The 18853-nt window shown below is 68.8% G+C and carries 18 protein-coding genes; 11 read left to right on the top strand and 7 right to left on the bottom strand.

What is annotated here, in order from left to right:
• Positions 1 to 135 precede the first annotated feature (135 nt).
• The 4 genes from Q4P07_RS01290 (at position 136) to Q4P07_RS01275 (ending at position 4033) form a co-directional block, all read left to right on the top strand.
• Complete coding sequence (locus tag Q4P07_RS01290) at positions 136 to 477, top strand: PadR family transcriptional regulator (protein WP_303373073.1); 342 nt, start codon at positions 136 to 138, stop codon at positions 475 to 477.
• The gene (locus Q4P07_RS01285; RefSeq protein ID WP_303373072.1) at positions 474 to 1127 is read left to right on the top strand and encodes a hypothetical protein; all 654 of its coding nucleotides are present in this window, start codon (positions 474 to 476) and stop codon (positions 1125 to 1127) included. Before Q4P07_RS01290 ends, Q4P07_RS01285 begins: the two co-directional genes overlap by 4 nt.
• Before the next feature lie 87 nt (positions 1128 to 1214).
• Complete coding sequence (locus tag Q4P07_RS01280) at positions 1215 to 2153, top strand: ornithine cyclodeaminase family protein (RefSeq protein ID WP_303373120.1); 939 nt, start codon at positions 1215 to 1217, stop codon at positions 2151 to 2153.
• A complete protein-coding gene (locus Q4P07_RS01275) occupies positions 2150 to 4033 on the top strand; it encodes a GAF domain-containing protein (protein ID WP_303373071.1) in 1884 nt (627 codons plus the stop codon). The genes Q4P07_RS01280 and Q4P07_RS01275 overlap by 4 nt, the downstream gene beginning before the upstream one ends.
• 67 nt (positions 4034 to 4100) lie before the next feature.
• Here the strand turns inward: Q4P07_RS01275 and Q4P07_RS01270 are convergent, their stop codons facing one another.
• From Q4P07_RS01270 to Q4P07_RS01250, 5 genes are all read right to left on the bottom strand, one after another.
• On the bottom strand, positions 4101 to 5093 hold the full coding sequence (locus Q4P07_RS01270; RefSeq protein WP_303373070.1) for a branched-chain amino acid ABC transporter permease: 993 nt from the start codon (positions 5091 to 5093) through the stop codon (positions 4101 to 4103).
• Positions 5090 to 5959 carry a branched-chain amino acid ABC transporter permease gene (locus tag Q4P07_RS01265; protein ID WP_303373069.1) on the bottom strand — a complete coding sequence of 290 codons (870 nt, stop codon included), beginning with the start codon at positions 5957 to 5959 and terminating at the stop codon, positions 5090 to 5092. Before Q4P07_RS01265 ends, Q4P07_RS01270 begins: the two co-directional genes overlap by 4 nt.
• 124 nt (positions 5960 to 6083) lie before the next feature.
• Positions 6084 to 7331, bottom strand: a complete 1248-nt coding sequence (locus Q4P07_RS01260) for an ABC transporter substrate-binding protein (RefSeq protein WP_303373068.1) — start codon at positions 7329 to 7331, stop codon at positions 6084 to 6086.
• Positions 7332 to 7423: 92 nt separating this feature from the next.
• Entirely contained in the window at positions 7424 to 8119 is a 696-nt protein-coding gene (locus Q4P07_RS01255) for an ABC transporter ATP-binding protein (RefSeq protein ID WP_303373067.1), read from the bottom strand.
• Entirely contained in the window at positions 8112 to 8897 is a 786-nt protein-coding gene (locus tag Q4P07_RS01250; protein WP_303373066.1) for an ABC transporter ATP-binding protein, read from the bottom strand. Before Q4P07_RS01250 ends, Q4P07_RS01255 begins: the two co-directional genes overlap by 8 nt.
• Before the next feature lie 166 nt (positions 8898 to 9063).
• Here Q4P07_RS01250 and Q4P07_RS01245 point away from each other — a divergent pair, with 166 nt between their 5' ends.
• Positions 9064 to 9801 (top strand): 3-hydroxybutyrate dehydrogenase, encoded by a 738-nt coding sequence (locus tag Q4P07_RS01245; RefSeq protein WP_303373065.1) that lies wholly within the window; start codon positions 9064 to 9066, stop codon positions 9799 to 9801.
• Between the two features lie 65 nt (positions 9802 to 9866).
• Positions 9867 to 10436 (top strand): heme-binding protein, encoded by a 570-nt coding sequence (locus Q4P07_RS01240; RefSeq protein ID WP_303373064.1) that lies wholly within the window; start codon positions 9867 to 9869, stop codon positions 10434 to 10436.
• 45 nt (positions 10437 to 10481) lie between these two features.
• On the opposite strand, the gene Q4P07_RS01235 is transcribed toward Q4P07_RS01240, so the two are convergent.
• Positions 10482 to 11759: an amidohydrolase gene (locus tag Q4P07_RS01235; protein ID WP_303373063.1), complete on the bottom strand. Its 1278-nt coding sequence runs from the start codon at positions 11757 to 11759 to the stop codon at positions 10482 to 10484.
• A gap of 17 nt (positions 11760 to 11776) precedes the next feature.
• Between Q4P07_RS01235 and Q4P07_RS01230 the strand changes: the two genes are divergently transcribed.
• Positions 11777 to 12712, top strand: coding sequence for a PfkB family carbohydrate kinase (locus tag Q4P07_RS01230; RefSeq protein ID WP_303373119.1), 936 nt, complete (start codon positions 11777 to 11779; stop codon positions 12710 to 12712).
• Positions 12713 to 12723: 11 nt separating this feature from the next.
• Here the strand turns inward: Q4P07_RS01230 and Q4P07_RS01225 are convergent, their stop codons facing one another.
• On the bottom strand, positions 12724 to 13350 hold the full coding sequence (locus Q4P07_RS01225; RefSeq protein WP_303373062.1) for a nitroreductase family protein: 627 nt from the start codon (positions 13348 to 13350) through the stop codon (positions 12724 to 12726).
• A gap of 102 nt (positions 13351 to 13452) precedes the next feature.
• Between Q4P07_RS01225 and Q4P07_RS01220 the strand changes: the two genes are divergently transcribed.
• From Q4P07_RS01220 to Q4P07_RS01205, 4 genes are read left to right on the top strand one after another with little or no spacing between them, the layout of a single operon-like run.
• Positions 13453 to 16113, top strand: a complete 2661-nt coding sequence (locus tag Q4P07_RS01220; RefSeq protein WP_303373061.1) for a GNAT family N-acetyltransferase — start codon at positions 13453 to 13455, stop codon at positions 16111 to 16113.
• 23 nt (positions 16114 to 16136) lie between these two features.
• A complete protein-coding gene (locus Q4P07_RS01215; protein ID WP_303373060.1) occupies positions 16137 to 16715 on the top strand; it encodes a DUF5998 family protein in 579 nt (192 codons plus the stop codon).
• Positions 16712 to 17878 carry an alkaline phosphatase family protein gene (locus Q4P07_RS01210; protein ID WP_303373059.1) on the top strand — a complete coding sequence of 389 codons (1167 nt, stop codon included), beginning with the start codon at positions 16712 to 16714 and terminating at the stop codon, positions 17876 to 17878. The genes Q4P07_RS01215 and Q4P07_RS01210 overlap by 4 nt, the downstream gene beginning before the upstream one ends.
• A 40-nt stretch (positions 17879 to 17918) precedes the next feature.
• Positions 17919 to 18617, top strand: a complete 699-nt coding sequence (locus tag Q4P07_RS01205; RefSeq protein ID WP_303373058.1) for a thymidine kinase — start codon at positions 17919 to 17921, stop codon at positions 18615 to 18617.
• The last annotated feature ends 236 nt before the right edge of the window (positions 18618 to 18853 follow it).

The raw sequence follows: 18853 nt of genomic DNA, 5'->3' as shown, positions 1-18853 counted from the left end.
CGGTGCGCTGCTGCAGGCGCAGACCCGCATCGCTTCAGGGTATGTCGTGCCCGCGCCGGTCCGGCGCAGGCTCGGCTGTGGGGCCGCTCCGCCGTGCCTTGCGCCGCAAGGTACTGATGCACTAACGTGTGATGCATGGCAGCCCAGTATCCAGCGCTCACCCAGCTCCGTAAGGGGGTGCTGGAGCACTGCGTCCTCGCGCTGCTGCAGGAGGAGGAAAGGTATGGCTACGACCTCGTGACCCAGTTGTCAGAGGCGGGACTCGTCGCGAGCGAGGGCACCATCTATCCGCTGCTGAGCCGGCTGCGCAAAGAAGAGCTCGTCGCCACCTCCTGGCGTGAATCGACCAGCGGCCCACCACGTCGCTACTACTCGCTCACCGACCAGGGCCGGTCGGTGCTCGCGGACTTCAACCGGTCCTGGACGGATTTCAAACACTCCGTCGACCTCATCCTGCTGGGAAAGGAACTTCGATGATGACTGCACTGGACCATCCCCTGGTCGTGGAGTATCTACACCGTCTGGCCGCGGAGTCCGCTCGGCTGCCGGCCGACCAGGCCGCGGAGCTGCAGCGCGACATCCGCGAGCACCTGGCGGCTGCGTTGGGCAACGACCCCTCCGAGCCCAGCATTCGCGAGGGCATCGACCGCCTTGGCATGCCTGCCGAGCTCGTCGACGCCGCTGGCGGCGCACCGTCACACCAGGATGGCGCGCCCGACACGAATCGCCGGAGCGGCTCCGATGACGGAAACGGGGGCGTCGAGTTGGCAGCGCTGGTCTTGCTCCTGGGCGCGGGGGTGTTCTTTATCCTGTGGCCGTTGGCGCTCCTGATGTGGGCCGTTGGCCTCGTGCTGGTGTTTCGCTCGCAGCGCTGGGACGTGGGAGAGAAGCTGCGGGCGGCTCTGGTGGTAGGGCTGACGATGCCGCTGACGGTCATGGTGCTCGGCCTGGCTGGCGCCTCGGCGTGGACCCAGGCATGCTCGCCGTCCTCAGGGGGCCAGGTCCAGTGCCCGGAGAGCGGGATCCCGGCCTGGGGCATCGTGATCATCCTCCTGCTGGTGGCCTACCTGGTCTACCTGGTCTGGACCGTGGTCCGCCTCGCCCGGGCCGCCCGCCGCTCTCGCTGAGAGCGCAGTCCGTCCGCGGGCGGGTGCGAGGGCGAGCCCGCCCGGTGGGGTGAGGGCGAGGCCGAGGGGTGTGGTTGGGTGACGCGTATGGAGCTGCTTGACGCCGCGCGCGTGCGTGACCTCATCGATCCCTGCGCCCTGGTCGAGGCGCTGCGGGACGCCTTCGCCCACCCGGACGCGACCACGGTGCCCGAGCGTGGTCACTACCGCATCGACGAGGACCTGGGGGCCACGCTGCTGGTCATGCCGGCCTGGACCAAGGGCGACCTGATCGGCGTGAAGGTGGTCGGTCACTATCCCCGCAACAGCGAGCGTGGGCTGCCAGCGATCAACGGCTCCTACCTGCTCGCTGACGCCACCACCGGCGTGCCCGTCGCGGTTCTGGACGGCACCGAGCTGACCCGGCTGCGTACCGCGGCCGCCAGCGCGCTGGCGGCCGACTATCTCGCGCCGCCACGGATCGGCGAGCACCTCCTCATCGGCGCGGGAAACGTCAATGCGGCGATCCCGGTGATGTATGCAGCAGTGCGGCAGGTGGCGATGACGCGGGTCTGGGCGCGCAAGCCGGAACAGGCCATGGCGCTGGTCGAGAGGCTGCGCGCCGATGGTTTCCAGGCGCAGGTAGCCGGCAACCTGCGGGAGGCGGTCCGGCGGGCCGACGTCATCACCGCAGCCACCTCCGCGACCAGCCCGTTGGTGCTCGGCGCCGATGTGCGTCCCGGCACCCACGTCGACCTCATCGGTGCCTTCTCGGCCTCAATGATCGAGGCCGACGAAGAGCTCATCACCAGCGCCAGTCTGTTCATCGATGTCCCGGCCGCGCTGCACGAGCCGGGCGACCTCGTTGGGCCGCTCGAGCGCGGGACCCTCACGGAGGAAGACGTGAAGGCGACGCTCGCGGACCTGGCGGCAGGTCGCCATACCGGACGAAGCACTGCGGAGGAGGTCACGGTCTTCAAGTCGGTCGGGAGCTCCCTGGAGGACCTGGTCGCTGCCCGCCTCGCCTGGTCGGCCCGCTCGTCGTGAGTCAGGACCTGCGGCTGCCGGGGGAGAGGTTCCTGGCGCTCCTGGCCGAGGATCGTCCGTTGCAGGACTACAACGCGCTGCTGAGCAGTCTGCAGGAGGAGGGCGGGGACCCCGACGACGTGCAGCGGCTCCATGACCTGGCCGTGCGGGCGCGGGCACTGCGCGAGATCGGGCAGCGTCGTGAGTCGGAGTTGTCAGCGCTGTTCGACACCGTCGCTGACCTCGCCGAGCTCAAAGAGCTCGATGACGTGCTGGAGGCCATCGTGCGACGGGCCCGGACGTTGCTGGCCTGCGACGTGTCCTACCTGTCCCTGAATGACGACGAGGCCGGTGAGACCTATATGCGGATCACGCAGGGCATCCACACCGAGGAGTTCCGCAACGTCCGGCTGCCGTTCGGTGCGGGGCTGGGCGGCCTGGTGGCCCAGACCGCTCGGCCCTATGCCACCGATGACTACTTCACGGACGAGCGCTTCCGGCACCTGCGGGGCATCGACCACGCGGTCGCCGGGGAGGAGATCCGCTCGATCATGGGCGTGCCGTTGCTGATCGGCCGGAGGGTGATCGGCGTCCTCTACGCCGCAAATCACGAGGTGCGGCCCTTTGCTCGCGAAGACATCGACCTGATGACCAGTTTTGCGGCGCACGCCGCGATCGCTCTCGATAATGCCCGTCGCGTCGAGCAGACGGCGGCGGCGTTGGCTGACCTGAAGGCCACCGGAGAGCTGCTGCAGCGCAACATCGAGGGTGTTCAGCGTTCTGCGCGGGCCCATGACCGACTGGCCGGGGTAGTGCTGAGGGGCGGCGGCCTGGAGGACATGGCCAGCGAGCTGCATCAGGTCCTCGAGGAGCCGGTGCAGATCCTGGATGCGCAGGGTGCGGTCCTGGCCAGCAGCGCGCCCGATCTGGGCACCGATGACGTCGACCTGGACCAACTGCACGGCGCACTGGAAGAAAATCACACGGTCACCGGTGACGGCAGGTCCGTCGCGCCGGTGTGGGCTGGCGGCGTGCCGCTGGCCGCGGTGCTGTTGCGTAGCGAGGTCGACGAGGTCAACCAGCGGATTCTGGAGAGGGCGGCGATGACCGCTGCGCTCATCATGGTGGTGCGGCGGTCGGTGGCGCAGACCGAGTCGCGTCTGCGCGGTGACCTGCTGGTCGACCTGCTCGTGGGGCGGGCGGGGGCGGGCTCGCTCACTGCGCGGGCGAGCCTGTTGGGCACCGACTTGTCCAGGAAGATCTCGCTGCTGGTCATCGACGGCGCCGACCCCCGAGTGCGACAGGCCACGGGCGACCTCGCTGCCACGCACAGCGGGCTCAGCGCCGAGGTGGGGGACCGGATGGTGCTCATGCTGCCGGACCGCGACGCGCTGGAGACCGGCCGTCACATCGTGCAGTTGGCCGGTCGGACGCGCCCCAGTGCGCGTCGGACCGTGGGTCGGGTGCTACCCACGGTGGGGGTCGCCGGGCCGGTGACGGGGGTGGAAGGTGTGCGGTCGGCATACCAGGAGGCGACGCGCTGCCTGGAGGCGCTGCTCGCGCTGGGGCGACGCGGCGACGTGGCGGACTCCGCGTCGCTGGGCTTCGTCGGTCTGCTGCTCGGCAAGGGGGATCCCGCCGACCAGGTGGATGCCGTCCTCGGACCCGTGCTCGACTACGACCGGGACCGGGGCACCGACCTCGTCCTGACGCTGGAGACCTGGCTCGGTCAGGACCGTCACCTGGGCCGATCTGGTGAGGAGTTGCACCTGCACCCCAACACCGTGACCCAGCGTCTGGACCGGGTGGGTCGCCTGCTCGGCGATGGCTGGCAGTCACCCGAACGCCTGCTCGAAGTCTCCTTAGCCCTCCGCCTGCGCCGAGTCCTGCCTTCGCCCTGAACCGGCCAGAGGCGCCGTTCGGTGTGGCAGGGGCGACCGTTCGGTGTGGCAGGGGCGACCGTTCGGTCTAGAGGGAGACTTCCTCGCCGTCGGCGGCGCCGATCGGCTCCTCGACGACCTTGTGGCCGCGTCGACGAGCGACGAAGTCGACGAGCGTGCCCCAGACGCCCCGGCGGAACAGCAGGACGACGATGATGAAGACCGATCCGGTGATGATGCCGATGCCGTCGAAACCGGAGGAGGCCAGCGCGTCCTCCATCAGGACGATGATCGCGGCGCCGATGATCGAGCCCCAGAGCGTGGCGATGCCACCGAGGACGGTGATCAGGACCACTTTGCCCGAGGTCTGCCAGGCCACTTCCTGCAGGGACACAAAGCCGTGGGACAGGGCGAAGAGGCCGCCAGCGAGGCCCGCCAGACCCGCCGAGATGACGAAGGCCATCACCCGGTAGCGCTCCACGTCGTAGCCCAGGGCACGAGCCCGGGCCGGGTTGTCGCGGGTGGCGACCAGGACCCGGCCGAAGGGGGAGTGGACGACTCGCCAGGCGATCCAGATGCCGAGCAGGATCATCGGGAGTGCCGCGTAGTAGAAGTAGAAGGCGTCGGACTCCACCACCGCTACCCCGAAGAAGTTGCGGGGGACGCCCTGAAGACCGTTCTCACCACCGGTCAGCCCACGCCACTGGTTGACGACGAAGAAGACCATCTGCGCGAAGGCCAGCGTGACCATCGCGAAGTAGATGCCGCTGCTGCGGACGGACAGGAGCCCGAAGGGCAGTGCCAGCAGCATCGCAAAGACGGCGCCAGCGAGCGCGGCGACCGGGAACGGCATACCGAGCTCGATTGCGACCAGGCCGGTGACGTAGGCCGAGCTGCCCCAGAAGGCAGCGTGACCGAAGGACAGCAACCCGGCGTAGCCCAGGAGGACGTCGAGCGCGACGCCGAAGAGTGCCCAGCAGGCGATGTCCATCGCGATCGGGGGATAGACGACCCAGGGCAGGGTCAGGGCGGCCAACAGACCGACGACGACCAGGACGAGGTGCAGGGGGGAGCGCTTCACTTTGATTCCTCCCGCCCGAACAGGCCGGCTGGTCGCCAGAGGATGACCAGGGCCATGAGGACGAAGATCACGATCTGGGAAAGGGCGGGGGCGTAGGCCTGACCGAAGGCTTCGACCAGGCCGACGAGGAAGCCGGCGACCACTGAGCCGACGATCGAGCCGAGGCCGCCGATGACGACTACGGCAAACAGGATGATGATGAAGTTGGACCCCATGTCGGCGGTGATCGCGCGAAACGGTGCAGCGAGAACGCCGGCCAGGCCGGCCAGCGCGATGCCGAAGCCGAACACCGGCGTGACCCACCTGTTGACATCCACGCCCAGAGCCTTGGTCAGCTCGGCCTTCTCGGTCGAGGCGCGCACGATCATCCCGATCCGCGTCCGGGTCATCAGCAGCCAGACGGCCAGGCACACCAGCAGCGAGAAAATCAGGACGAACACCTGGTAGGTCGGTAGCCGCAGCGCACCGATGTCGATCTGCCCGGTGAGGATCTCAGGGCGGGTGTAGGGAAGGCCCGACACGCCATACCGGCGCTTGACGAGGTCGACCAGGACCAGGGACAGGCCGAAGGTCAGCAGGAAGTTGTAGAGCGGATCCAGCCTGATCAGGCGAGAGACGAACAACCTCTCGATCAGCACTCCGACGATGAACATCAGGATCGGCACCACGATCAGGGCCCACCAGAAGCTGAGCCCGGTCAGGTCAAGGAGCACCGCGGCGATCACGGCTCCGAGCATGTAGCACGCACCGTGCGCGAAGTTCACGACACCGAGCACACCGAAGATGATCGCCAGACCGAGGGCGGCGAGGGCGTAGAAGCTGCCGGCCGCCAGGCCTTGGATCGTGTACTGCAGGAACTGATTCATCACTGTCCTTGGGGAGGTGGAGGCCGGGCGCCTGCGTGGCGTGGGGACATATCGCCACGCAGGGCACCCGGGGTCCGATCAGGTCAGCTCAGGCCGACCCGACGATGCGCGAGCGACCTGACGGTCAGCCGTCCATCTTGCAGGTGGACTCGCTCAGCGGCATGAAGGCGTCGGCGGCGGGGATGGTGGAGACGATCTCCTCGTAGTCCCAGTCCTCGGTGACGTCGGCCTTGGCCTTGACCTTGGCCAGGTAGACGTCGTGGATGACGCGGTGGTCCTGCGCGCGGACCTCTCCGTTCTTGAGGAAGACGTCGTTGATCTTCTTCCCCTCGAGGTTCTTGACGATCGTGTCGGCGTCGTCGGTGCCGGTCTCCTGGACCGCCTCAAGGTATGCCGCTGCCGCCGAGTAGTTCGCGGCGTGCGCGAACGAGGGACGGGTCTGGGTCTTCTCCAGGAACTTGTCGGCCCACGCGCGGTTCTCGTCGTCGTGGTTCCAGTACCACGCCTCGGCGAACTGCGTGCCCTCGAAGGCCTCGACCCCGAGGGAGTGGATGTCGGTGATGAACATCAGGCCCACGGCCAGGGAGATGCCGTCGTCCTTCAGGCCAGCCTCGTTGTACTGCTTGACCAGGTTGATGAGGTCACCGCCGGCCTGCATGGCGCCGATGACATCGGGCTTCTCACCGGCAGCCTTGGTCAGGAAGGTGGAGAAGTTGTCGTTGGGGAACGGGGTGGCGATGTGGTCGCCGACGCTGCCGCCAGCCTTGTCCACGGCTGCGGTGAACGACTTGTCCATGTCCTGGCCGAAGGCGTAGTCGGGGTAGATGATCTGCCAGTTCTTGGCACCGTTCTCGGTCACTGCGGTGCCGGTCACATTGGCCAACTGGTAGGTGTCGTAGGCCCAGTGGAAGGTGTACTTGTTGCACTGGCCGTTGGTCAGCTCGGTGGTGCCCGCGCCGATGTCCACGAACAGCTTCTTCTTGGCCAGCGCCTGGCCGGCGACGGCGAGCGCGGCCGAGGAGGTCGGCACGTCCAGGATGATGTCGGCACCGTCGCGGTCGTAGAGCTCCTGCGCCTTGGTGTTGGCGATGTCCGGCTTGTTCTGGTGGTCGGCGGACTTGACCTCGACCTCCTTGACGACGGCCTTGTCGCCGTACTTCTCCTGGTAGTCGGCGACGGCCATCTCGACAGCCTTGACCGAGTTGGGGCCGGACAGGTCCTTGTAGACGCCGCTGGCGTCGTTGAGGACGGCCAGGACGACCTTGCCGTCGGTGAACTTGCCCTCGTCGGCGCTGGGGCCGCCCCCGCCGCACGCGGACAGGACGAGCGCGCTGGCGCTGGCCAGCGCGATCAGGATGTTTTTCTTACTCATGGTGTGGTTCTCTCCTTTGAGATGCTGCGGGCAGCACTGGTGGTGGTGGGCACGGGTAGTGGATGGAGATAGGTGGCGCTGGAGTCGCTGGGTCACATGCCGAGGTACTCCAGCAGCTCGTCCTGGCGGGAGGTGAACTCCTCGTTGTCCAGATCGCGCATGACGACGCCTTCGGCCAGGACGTAGTGGCGGTCGGCGACGGTGGAGGCGAACTTGACGTTCTGCTCCACGAGCAGCACGGTCGTGCCCTGCGCCTTGACCTCCAGCAGGATGTCGCGGATGCGCTGGACGATCACGGGGGCCAGACCTTCGCTGGGCTCGTCGAGCAGGAGCATCGCGGCCCCGGTGCGCAGGACGCGGGCGACCGCGAGCATCTGCTGCTCGCCGCCGGAGAGTGTGGTGCCCGGCGCGCGACGGCGGTCAGCCAGGACGGGGAAGGCTTGGTAAACCTGCTCCATCGACCAGGATTTGTCGGTGTTGGTCACGGGGGCCAGGGTGAGGTTCTCCTCGACGTTGAGCGAGGCGTAGATCCCTCGGTCATCCTGGACCCAGCCCAGCCCCCTGCGGGCGCGCTGGTGAGGGGGCAGCGTGGTCAGGTCCTCTCCGCGCAGGGTGATCGCTCCCGAGACGCCGGGGTGCAGCCCCATGATCGAACGCAGCAGCGTGGTCTTACCGGCGCCGTTGCGGCCCACCAGGGTGACGACTTCCCCTTCCTTGACCGTGATGCTGACCCCGTGCAGGGCCTGCGCCTCGCCGTAGTAGGCGTCGAGTCCGCTGACCTCAAGCATGGCTGTCCTCTCCGAGGTAGGCGGTAATGACGCGCTCGTCGTTGCGCACCTGCTCGTAGGTGCCCTGCGCCAGGACCTGGCCCTGCATGAGGACCGTCACCTCGTGCGCGAGCTCACCGACCACGTGCATGTTGTGGTCGACGAAGACGACCGTGCGACCGTGGGCGATCTTCTTGACCAACTCGATGGTGCGCTCCACGTCCTCGCGGCCCATGCCAGCGGTCGGCTCGTCGAGGAGCATGACCTTTGGGTCGAGCGCCAGGACGAGCGCCATCTCCAGGGCCCGCTTCTGCCCGTAGGCGAGCTCGCCGGCCGGCCGGTCAGCCAGGTGGGAGAGTCCGACCTGCTCGATCAGCTCGTCGGCCCGGTCGCGGAAGCGGAGCAGCACCGACTCCGAGCGCCAGAACTGCATACCTCCACCGGCCATGCCCTGCAGCGCCAACTCGAGGTGCTCGCGGGGCGTCAGGTTGTCGAAGAGGCTGGTGATCTGGAAGGACCGGGCCACGCCCTGGTGGGCGATCACCTCCGGCTCCTGACCCGTGATGTCCTTGCCGTGCACGGTGATGGTGCCTGCGGTCGGCTTGATGAACCCGGTCAACAGGTTGAACAACGTCGTTTTGCCGGCGCCGTTCGGACCGACGAGCGCGTGCACCTGGCCTTCACGGACGTCCAGGGTGACGTCGTTGACCGCGAGGAACCCGCGGAAGTCCTTGGTGAGGTGGTGCGCAGACAGCGCATAGACGTGCGCGTCGTCGGCGACAAGATCGGCAGGGCTCATGAGGATTCACCGTAGATTGCCCCGCGGAACAGGCCTATGTGGTGTCCTCACATAAATCGTCCGCCCTGAATGGGTAGCGCAGACATGGACATGGTCTGCTGTCGCGGCCCAAGATGCTGGCGACGGCATTGTGCCGAGCCGAGCCACGGAAGAGGAGCGTAAGTCGATGACGACACGGACAGTGCTGGTGACGGGGGCCGCGAGCGGGATCGGGGAGGCGGTAGCGCAACGCGCCGCCCAGGATGGTCACCGCGTGATCGTCGCGGACCGTGACGGGGAGGGCGCGGAGCGGGTTGCTGCCGACATCGGTGGCGAGGCGTGGGTCGTCGACCTGTCCGAGACAGAGGCGCTGGATGACCTTCAGCTGGAGTGCGACGTGTTGGTCAACAACGCCGGCATCCAGCGGGTCGCGCCGATCCAGGAGTTCGTGCCGGAGGACTTCCGTCTCATCCAGCGGCTCATGCTGGAATCGCCCTTCCTGCTGATCCGTGCCGCCCTGCCGCACATGTATGCACAGGGCTGGGGCCGCATCGTCAACATCTCCTCGGCTCACGGACTGCGTGCGTCCGAGTTCAAATCCGCGTATGTGGCCGCCAAGCACGGCCTGGAGGGGTTGTCCAAGGTCGCCGCGTTGGAAGGGGCACCGCATGGGGTGACCTCCAACTGCCTTAATCCCGGCTACGTGCGGACCCCCCTCATCGAGGCCCAGATCGCCGATCAGGCTCGCACCCATGGCATCCCTGAAGCCGAGGTCATGGCCAAGATCATGTTGACCCGCTCGCCCGTCAAGCGACTGATCGAGCCAGCCGAGGTGGCCGCGTTGGCGGCCTTCCTGATGTCGGACGACGCCGGGATGGCTACGGGTGCGTCCTACACGATGGATGGTGGGTGGACTGCGCAGTAGGAGGCTCAGGTCTTGCTCTCAGCCGTGGGCCCGCTCGCGGCCACCGCCGCTCGTAGACTCAAGGGGTGACCGAACAACAACCCTTTGAGCTGATCGAGCAGCACCCCGGCTTTGAGTTGCGTCGCTACCCGGCGCACGTGGTGGCAGAGGTCTGCGTCCGAGGGTCGATGGAGGACGCCGGCAACCGGGCGTTCCGAGCCCTGTTCGGCTATATCAGCGGCAACAACACGTCGCAGACGTCGATCGCGATGACCGCGCCGGTCGTCCAGCAGGCCGCCCCCTCAGAGAAGATCGCGATGACCGCCCCGGTGGTGCAGACGCAGACCCAGGAGGGGGACTACGTCGTCGCTTTCGTGCTCCCCGAGTCGATGACCGAGGAGACCGCTCCGACTCCGGGCAACCCGGAAGTCAACATCAGGACGGTCCCCGAGTGTCTGTCTGCGGTTGTCAACTACAGCGGCCGCTGGTCGGAGTCCAGCTATCGGCGCCACTTTGCGGAGCTGCAGGCAGCCGTCACGGCTGCCGGTCTAGAGCTCGTCGGCAGTCCTCGCTGGGCCCGCTTCGATCCGCCGTTAAAGCCGTGGTTCCTGCGACGCAACGAGGTGATCCAGGACGTGGTCAGGCCGCCGTCCTAGCCGAAGGGCCCTCACCCCTGTAGTCGTCACGGGCGGCTCAAAGGCTTAGTGGCCCGACCCGACGCCGACCCAGGCCAGCGTCGCGGCGACCATCGCGCGCACCCCGGTGTCGAGCATCGGCTGCAGGACGGGGACAAACTGCGGCGAGTGGTTGTCGGGCAGCTCAGCGAGCGTCCCGGCCGCTTCCCGCTTCCTCCAGTCCGAGGCTTCGAAGGCACCGAAGCCCCAGTAGCAGTAGGGGATTCCCCAGGCGTTCGGCAGCGAGGAGAAGTCCTCCGAGCCACTCTCGGGGTGGAAGACGCGGACCTGGTCCTCGCCCAGCTCAGCCGCGAGCGCGGAGCGGACGACGGCGGTGGTCTCGGGATCGTTGTCCGTGACCGGCAGGTGGTCGAAGGTCTCGAACTTTGGCTCCGGCGCGCCCCAGGCGGCAGCCTCGGCCCGGGTGGTCCGCTCGATCGCGGCCAGGCACGCGGCGGCCACGTCTGCGTCATAGGTCCGCACCGTTCCCTCCAGCACCGCCTGCTCGGGGATGATGTTGGTCTTGGTGCCCGCCACCATCCGGCCGACGGTGACCACCGCAGTGGCAGCCGGAGAGGTCTGCCGCGACACGATCGTCTGCAGCCGCATGACCAGCGAGGCCGCCATCACCACGGGGTCCAGCGCGGTGTGCGGCGCGGATCCGTGACCGCCCTTGCCGCGCAACGTGATCCGGAAGTCGTCGCAGCTGGCCATGATCGGCCCGGACGCCACCAGGACCGACCCGGCCGGGCCGGGCAGCACGTGCTGGCTGAGCGCCACGTCCGGTGCGGGCAACCGGTCGACGAGGCCGTCGGCCACCATCGCGTCGGCCCCGTTCTCGGCTTCCTCTGCGGGCTGGAAGACCACGAGCAGGGTCCCCGACCAGGCATCCCGTGACTCCAGCAGCAGACGCAACGACGCGAGCAGCGTGGCCACGTGGGTGTCGTGGCCGCAGGCATGCATGACCGGCACGCTCTCGCCCAGCTCGTTCTGCACCCGGACCGTGGACGCATAGTCGAGCCCGCTGTCCTCCGCCACGGGCAGCCCGTCCATGTCGGCCCGCATCAGCACCGTCGGGCCTTCGCCGTTGCGGACCACGACCACCACCCCGGTGGTCGCGAGGCCGGTCACGATCTCCAGCTCCTCGGCACCCTCCATACCCTTGATCTCCTCGATGACCCGAGCAGAGGTCGCGTGCTCAGCCATGGACAGCTCGGGGTGGGCGTGCAGGTGGCGGTAGAGGTCCTCGAGCCAGGGGCGGTGCTGGTCGAGGCGGGACAGGACGCGGGAAGTGGCGGTGCTCATGCCCTCATCGTGGCAGGCTGACCTTCGTGAGTGCCAGAGTGATCCATACCGGGCAGGCGTTGGTCGACGTCGTGCTCGAGGTGCCCGGCCTGCCCGTTCGCGGCGGCAACGTCAACGCGGCCACCTATCGGCGCTATGCCGGCGGGGCCGTCAGCACCCTGCTCGCCGCCGCGCGCACTGGCGCACCGGCTGCCCACGCCGGCGCCCACGGCACCGGTGCCAACGGTGACCTGGTGCGCCAGGCGTTGACCGACGAGGGGGTCGAGGTGAGCGCCCCTCCGGTTCCCGGCCTGGACACCGGCATCTGCGTCGTCCTCGTCGAGCCGAGCGCGGAGCGCACCTTCGTGACTACGTATGGAGCAGAGCGGGAGATCTCCGTCACCTCCCTGCAGACCAGCGAGCCCCAACCGGGCGACCTGGTGTGCGTCACCGGCTACAGCCTCTACCCGCCGACCCGAGACCCGCTCCTGCAGTGGCTCACCGACCTGCCCGAGGGCGTCGTCGTCGTCCTCGACCCTGGGGCCGCCCTCGCCGACATCCCTGCGGAGATCGCCGCCCGCCTGCTGGGCATGACGGACGTGTGGACCTCTAACGCGCAGGAGGCCCAGGAGCTGACCGGGGTCGACGATGCCGAAGCGTCCTGCGGGGCAGTCGCCGCGCGTCTGTCGAGGGCGGCCGCGGTGATCGTGCGCGACGGACCAGCGGGGTGCTTCGTGCACGTCGAGGGTCGGACGACCTCTGTGCCGGGCTATCCGCAGACACCGCTCGACACCAACGGTGCCGGGGACACGCACACCGGGGTGCTCTGCGGCGAGCGAGTCCTGGGCACCGACTGGCTCCAGGCGGCACGCCGCGCCAACGCGGCAGGAGCGATCAAGGTGACCCGCAGGGGGCCGGACACAGCGCCGACCCGGGCCGAAGTGGGGGAGTTCTTGCGCCAGCAGGAGCACTGAGGGCCAGCACGTCAGGGCGAAGTGGCCCATCGGTGTCCAAAACGTCCCTCGTGAGCCACGTCCGCGACCGGTCGGCGACCACGACGTAAGGACGGAGACCGGCGGTCCGGCACGCCATACCCCATCGCCACCACCCCGACGAAGCCTCTGCCGGACGGGATGGAAAAGTCGTTGCGCACGCCCTCGTGCCGCTCCGGTGGCACCCCGAAGAAGAGCCCGCCCAAGCCCTCATCGACCGCCGTGAGCAACATCAGCAGCGCCGCCATCCCGGTGTCGACGTCCCAGAAGGGGACCGGCCAGCGCGCCTCGTCACGGTCCGTCCACCCTTTGTCCGCCTCGGCGTAGCGGGACAGGTAGGTGTCCTTGTCCGAGAGGCACACGATCAGGCAGGGCGCGGTCCTCACCCCGCGCAGCCAGGAGTCGGGCGCGCCACCCTCGCTCGGGCTCGTGGATGCCCAGAAGCGCTCGCGGTCAGCTGCTTGGGTCAGGACGAGGAAGTCCCAGCCCTGGGAGAAACCGGCGCTCGGCGCCCTGATCGCGTGCTCCAGCGCCCGGTCGATGACTTCTCGGGGCACCGGTCGGTCCGGGTCGTAGGCCCGCACCATCCGCCGCCGTCGCACCACGTCCTTGAAGTCCATGCGGACGATCGTGGCACGCCGCGGGGACAAGGCCGCCGCCTGCGGCGGGAGCCGGGGGACAGCAGCGAGCCTGCGGTGCACGCCCAGTGGGATAGTGGACCCATGACGGAGCAGGCAGAGTTGCCCCCGGGCTACCCGCAGGAGTGGGAGGCCGACGTCGTCCTCTCCGACGGCAGGGTCGGGCATGTGCGCCCGATCCGCCCCGACGACATCGAGCCCATCCACGAGTTCCACGCCGCACAGTCCGCGGAGTCCATCTACCTGCGCTTCTTCGCCCCGATCAAGCGGCTCTCGGACCGCGACGTGCACCGCTTCACCCATGTCGACTACAGCGACCGGGTGGCCTTGGTCATGATGATCAACGACCAGCTCGTGGGCATCGGTCGCTACGACCGGCTCAAGCCCAGCGGACCGGTGGCCGAAGTGGCGTTCAACGTCTCTGACCACCACCACGGGCGAGGCATCGGCTCGGTCCTGCTCGAGCACCTGGCCGACATCGCCCGCGAGGACGGCGTCAAGCAGTTCCTCGCCGACGTCCTGCCCCAGAACCGCAAGATGATCAGCGTCTTCAAGGACGCAGGGTATGAGGTCGCCCACGAGTTCGACGACGGCGTCATCGCGGTCTCCTTCGACATCGAGCCGACCGACGCCTCCCGCGCGGTCCGCATGTCGCGGGAGCACCGGTCGGAGGCACGGTCGGTGCGTCAAGTGCTTTACCCGTCCACGGTTGCGGTGATCGGCACCGGCCGCACGACGGGCACGGTGGGGCGTGCCTTCTTCGACGACATCGTCGACGGTGGCTACACCGGGCAGGTGTATGCCGTCAACAATCGGGCTCAGCCGGGGACGCTGATCAACGGTCACCCGACCTACGCCTCGGTCGGCGACATCGATGCCGCCGTGGACCTGGCCGTGATCGCAGTCCCGGCCAAGGACGTGCTCGACGCTGTCGCCGAGTGCGCCACCGCAGGCGTGAAGGCGCTGCTGGTCGCCTCCGAGGGCTTCGCCGAGTCCGGCCCCGAGGGGGAGGCGCTGCAGCGTCGCCTGCTGCGCCAGGCCCGCCGGTCCGGGATGCGCGTCCTCGGACCCAATAGTTTCGGGCTGATCAACACCGACCCGACCGTGCGGCTCAATGCCTCCATCGCGGACACGGGGCATGTCCCTGGCCATGGTGGTCTGGGACTGTTCGCGCAGTCGGGCGCGCTGGGGGTGACCGTCCTCTCCTCGGCCCAGCGTCGAGGTCTAGGCATCTCCACCTTCGCCTCCGCCGGCAATCGGGTCGACATCTCCGGCAACGACCTGATGCAGTACTGGCTGGACGACGAGGACACCCGTGCCGTCGGCCTCTACCTGGAGTCGATGGGCAACCCACGAAAGTTCTCCCGCATCGCCCGCAAACTCGCCTCGATCAAGCCGGTCATCGTGGTGAAGTCGGGGGCAGGTGGCCAGAAGGCGCCGGCCGGTCACCACGTGCGTTCCACGCGGGAGCGCCCTGAAGCGTTCGCGCAGATGCTCAAGCAGGCGGGCGTGATCCGTGCGGAGAACGTCCACCAGCTCTTCGACGTCGCCCAGCTCGTCATCAACCAGCCGCTCCCCGCCGGTCGGCGCGTCGCCGTGGTGACCAACAGCCACGCCCTCGGTTCCTTGGCGGCCGGTGCCGCCCAGTCCTGGGACCTGGAGGTCGTCCACGGCCCGGTCACCCTCCACGCGGAGGCGGTGACCGAGCAGATCCGCGCCACTGTCGAGGCGGCGCTGGCTGACCCGGACGTCGATTCGGTCATCGCCTGCTTCAGCCCGCCGGTCGCCCGCATCGACCCCGAGGTGGTCCAAGCCTTGGGCGAGGCGGTGGCCGCCGCCGGAAAACCGTGCGTCGCCACCTTCCTCGGCATGCGGGGGGTCACTCCCGGCAGCGGCGTGCCGGCCTACCCCACCCCCGAGGACGCTGTCCTCGCGCTCGCCGCAGCGACCAACTACGCCGCGTGGCTGCGGACTGACCACGGCGAACGGGTCCGTCCCGAGGGCATCAACCGCCGCACCGCTAACGACGTCATCGAGACGGCCCTGCGCCGTGACCCGGCCGGCACCGACCTGGCCGAGGAGGAGGCCACCGCGCTGCTGCAGGCCTACGGCATACCGGTCTGGCCGATGATCCCCGTGACCTCGGACGTGGAGGCGGTCGCCGCCTACAAGGAGCAGGAGGGCACCATCGTGCTCAAGGCGACCTCTCCGCTCCTGCGGCACCAACCCGGGCAGGGCTGGGTGCGGACCGGCCTGCGGCACCCGAAGGCCGTCGGCGCGGCCTATCGTGACCTGGAAGCGCTCATCTCGCCCCTGGGGGCCGAAGGTATCGCGCTGCAGCGGATGGCGCCGCCGGGCGTGGCGGTGGAGATCCTCAGCTCTGAGGACCCGCTCTTCGGGCCGGTCATCAGCTTTGGCGTGGCTGGCGTGCCGGTGGACCTGCTCGGTGACGTCACGCACCGCTTCCCACCGCTGACCGACATGGACATCATCGACATGGTGTCCTCGATCAAGGCCGCGCCGCTGCTCAATGGCTACCGCGGCGCGCCGCCCGTGGACCTGGAGGCGCTCTACGATCTCATCGCCCGCCTGTCGGTGCTGGCGGACGACCATCCCGAGTTGGCCTATGTGCGACTCAACCCGGTCATGGCGCACCCGCTCGGCATTGAGGTGCTCGGAGCACAGGGCCACGTCGCACCCGTCCCGACGCGGACCGACGCCGAGCGACGGACGATGCCCTCCTGAACACCAGGTGGCACCATGGGTCCATGGTGCGTCGCCTGAGGTCCCCGTTGCCCGAGTCCCTGGTCGCTGACATCGAGGACGCCGGCTATCTGCCGGCAGTGGTCCATGACGTCGTGCTCACCGCGGTCGGTCGCGACCAGGTGGTCAGCCACCTGGTCCACGCCGAGACGACCTTCGACGAGCTCGCCGTCCGCAACCATCTGACCGTCCTCGTCCTGACCGATCGCCGACTCGTCATCGCGCACGCCGACGACCACGAGGGCCCCGAGCACCAGCGTCTGGCGACCGCGACGAGTGAGACCGTGCCGCTGCGACAGGTCCGCGGAGTGATGCTCACCCACGTCATTCCCGACCCGGAGAACTTCGACGGTGGGCTCGAAGGACGCGCCGCCACCCTCACCCTCGGCTGGGGTGCGGTGGCGCGGGTCGACCTGATCCCGGCCATCTGCGACGACCCCGAGTGCGAGGGTGACCACGGCTATGAGGGCACCGTCGCCAGCGACGACATCTCCTTGCGGGTTGCGGCGGACGCGGAAGGCGTGGAACGGCTCGAGCGTGCCCTGGCCTTCGCCCAGGAGCTCTCGGCCCGCCTCGGGCGATGAGCGCGTATGTCGAGACGGCCCGGGCGGCCTATCAGCCACCCGCGCCTGGCGAGGGTTTGGCCTCGGTCGTGCCGGCGGCGCTCCTGGCGCTCGGCGGACGGCTGCCGGAGGGTATCCCCGCACCGACCTGGTCGCTGCCGCCGACCCGCCAGGTCGTCGTCGTCCTCGTCGACGGGCTCGGGGCCAGGCAGCTGGCACGACGAAGCGGGCATGCCCCCTTCCTGCGAACCCTCACCTCGCCGGTGCCCGATGCCCACTGCGGCTTCCCGTCGACGACCGCGACCAGCCTGACCAGCCTGGGCACCGGACGCCTGGCGGGTGACCACGGCGTCGTCGGCTGGCAGACCGGGCTGCAGGGCGGCGAGCGCTTGTTCAATCATCTGGCCTGGCGGGACGGTCCGACGCCGGAGCTCTACCAGCCACACCGCACCCTGTTTCAGGAGGCCGGGCGACTCGACATCACCATGACCTCGGTCTCGCGAAAGATGTTTGACGGGTCGGGCTTCACCCGCGCAGCCCTGCGCGGCGGTGGCTATCGCGCGGCGGACACCACGGCCGAGCGCGTCAGGGGCGTGCTCGGCGCGCTCGCGGAGGCGGGGCGCAAGGGACGAGCACTCGTCTATACCTACTGGGACGAGGTCGACAAGGTCGGCCATGTCCGCGGGCCGGGCACCCTGGAGTGGGGCGAGGCCGTCGAGGCGGTCGACAGCTATATCGCCACCCTGGCGCAGGCTGCCCCGAAGGGGACCGTCTTCGTGGTCACCGCCGACCACGGCATGGTCGATGCGCCGGTCGCGCAGCGTCGTGATCTGGCCGCCGGTGACCCCCTGGGCCAGGGGGTGCGGCTGCTGGCGGGGGAGCCACGGGCCCCGCAGGTATGGTGCGAGCCGGGCGCGGTCGACGACGTGGCCGCACTCTGGCGTGCGGAGTTGGCCGATGACGCCATCGTGCTCACCCGCGAAGAGCTGCTGGAGTCCGGCTGGCTGGGCCCTGTGCGTGAAGGGGTGGCCGAGCGCGTCGGCGACCTGGTCGTCGCGATGCTCGGCAATGCCACCGTCATGGACTCTTCGCTGCTGCGGCCCGAGGTCGTCCGGCTCGTGGGGCACCACGGCTCGATCACCGACGCCGAGACGGCAGTCCCGTTGCTGGTGCACCAGTCCTGAGGCGGACCGACACGGCACCCTCGTCGCCTAGACTGCCGGCGTGGCCGAACTTGCCTTCTTTACCGGGACGATGGACTGTGGCAAGTCGACCCTTGCGCTCCAGATGGATCACACCCACTCCTCGCGGGGACGCTCCGGGCTGCTCTTCAGCAAGCACGACCGGTCGGGGCAGGCCGTCCTCTCCTCGCGGCTCGGGCTGACCAAGCCGGCGCTGGAGGTCCTGGACGACCTCGACTTCTGGGACCTGGTCGTCGACCAAGTCACCAACGGCCGGATCGTCGACTACCTCATCTGCGACGAGGCCCAGTTCTACACCCCGGTGCAGATCGAGCAACTCGCGCGCCTGGTGGACGAGATGGGGATCGACGTCTTCGCCTTCGGCATCACCGCTGACTTCCGCACCGAGCTCTTCCCGGGGTCGCGCCGGTTGATCGAGCTCGCTGACCGGACCCAGCAGCTGCAGGTGCAGGCGTTGTGCTGGTGCGGGAAGGCAGCGACCGTCAACGCCCGCGTGGTCGATGGGGTGATGGTCGTGGAGGGCGAGCAGGTGGTGGTCGGTGACGTCACTGGCGTCGACGAGCAAGCGGTGCCGACGGTCGAGTACGAGATGCTCTGCCGCCGTCACTACATGCGCCGGATGAACGCCTCCGCGGCCCGTGCCCAAGCGATGTCGCCGGACGTCCTCCCATTCGACCTCGACCTCTGCGCACTGCCCCACCCCCGTCCCCCCACCCCCTGACCGGGCGGTCGCGGTTGCCGGTCCGGGCGGTCGTTCTTGCCGGACCGGACGGGCGTTCTTGCTCGCTCAGTCCTACCGTCAGCGCCGGCGACGGTCGCCGGCGCCAAACATGATGTCGTCCCAGCTCGGCACGCTCGTGCGCCCGCCCTTGCGCTTGCCTGACTCTTCCGCCTCAGACGTGTCGGTGACCTCAGCCTCGTCCGCCGGTTCGTCTGAGTCCCCGTCGTCTGAGTCCC

Origin of the sequence: Ornithinimicrobium sp. (assembly GCF_030537745.1) — a bacterium.
Classification (GTDB): Bacteria; Actinomycetota; Actinomycetes; order Actinomycetales; family Dermatophilaceae; genus Ornithinicoccus.
The sequence above is the reverse complement of the archived record's forward strand: the minus strand, read 5'-3'. Positions and strand labels throughout refer to the sequence as shown.

Coding starts and splice junctions, on each gene's coding strand:
- Q4P07_RS01290 (WP_303373073.1), top strand. CDS start 136: ATGGCAGCCCAGTATCCAGCGCTCACCCAGCTCCGTAAGGGGGTGCTG.
- Q4P07_RS01285 (WP_303373072.1), top strand. CDS start 474: ATGATGACTGCACTGGACCATCCCCTGGTCGTGGAGTATCTACACCGT.
- Q4P07_RS01280 (WP_303373120.1), top strand. CDS start 1,215: ATGGAGCTGCTTGACGCCGCGCGCGTGCGTGACCTCATCGATCCCTGC.
- Q4P07_RS01265 (WP_303373069.1), bottom strand. CDS start 5,959: ATGAATCAGTTCCTGCAGTACACGATCCAAGGCCTGGCGGCCGGCAGC.
- Q4P07_RS01260 (WP_303373068.1), bottom strand. CDS start 7,331: ATGAGTAAGAAAAACATCCTGATCGCGCTGGCCAGCGCCAGCGCGCTC.
- Q4P07_RS01255 (WP_303373067.1), bottom strand. CDS start 8,119: ATGCTTGAGGTCAGCGGACTCGACGCCTACTACGGCGAGGCGCAGGCC.
- Q4P07_RS01250 (WP_303373066.1), bottom strand. CDS start 8,897: ATGAGCCCTGCCGATCTTGTCGCCGACGACGCGCACGTCTATGCGCTG.
- Q4P07_RS01245 (WP_303373065.1), top strand. CDS start 9,064: ATGACGACACGGACAGTGCTGGTGACGGGGGCCGCGAGCGGGATCGGG.
- Q4P07_RS01235 (WP_303373063.1), bottom strand. CDS start 11,759: ATGAGCACCGCCACTTCCCGCGTCCTGTCCCGCCTCGACCAGCACCGC.
- Q4P07_RS01225 (WP_303373062.1), bottom strand. CDS start 13,350: ATGGACTTCAAGGACGTGGTGCGACGGCGGCGGATGGTGCGGGCCTAC.
- Q4P07_RS01220 (WP_303373061.1), top strand. CDS start 13,453: ATGACGGAGCAGGCAGAGTTGCCCCCGGGCTACCCGCAGGAGTGGGAG.
- Q4P07_RS01215 (WP_303373060.1), top strand. CDS start 16,137: ATGGTGCGTCGCCTGAGGTCCCCGTTGCCCGAGTCCCTGGTCGCTGAC.
- Q4P07_RS01210 (WP_303373059.1), top strand. CDS start 16,712: ATGAGCGCGTATGTCGAGACGGCCCGGGCGGCCTATCAGCCACCCGCG.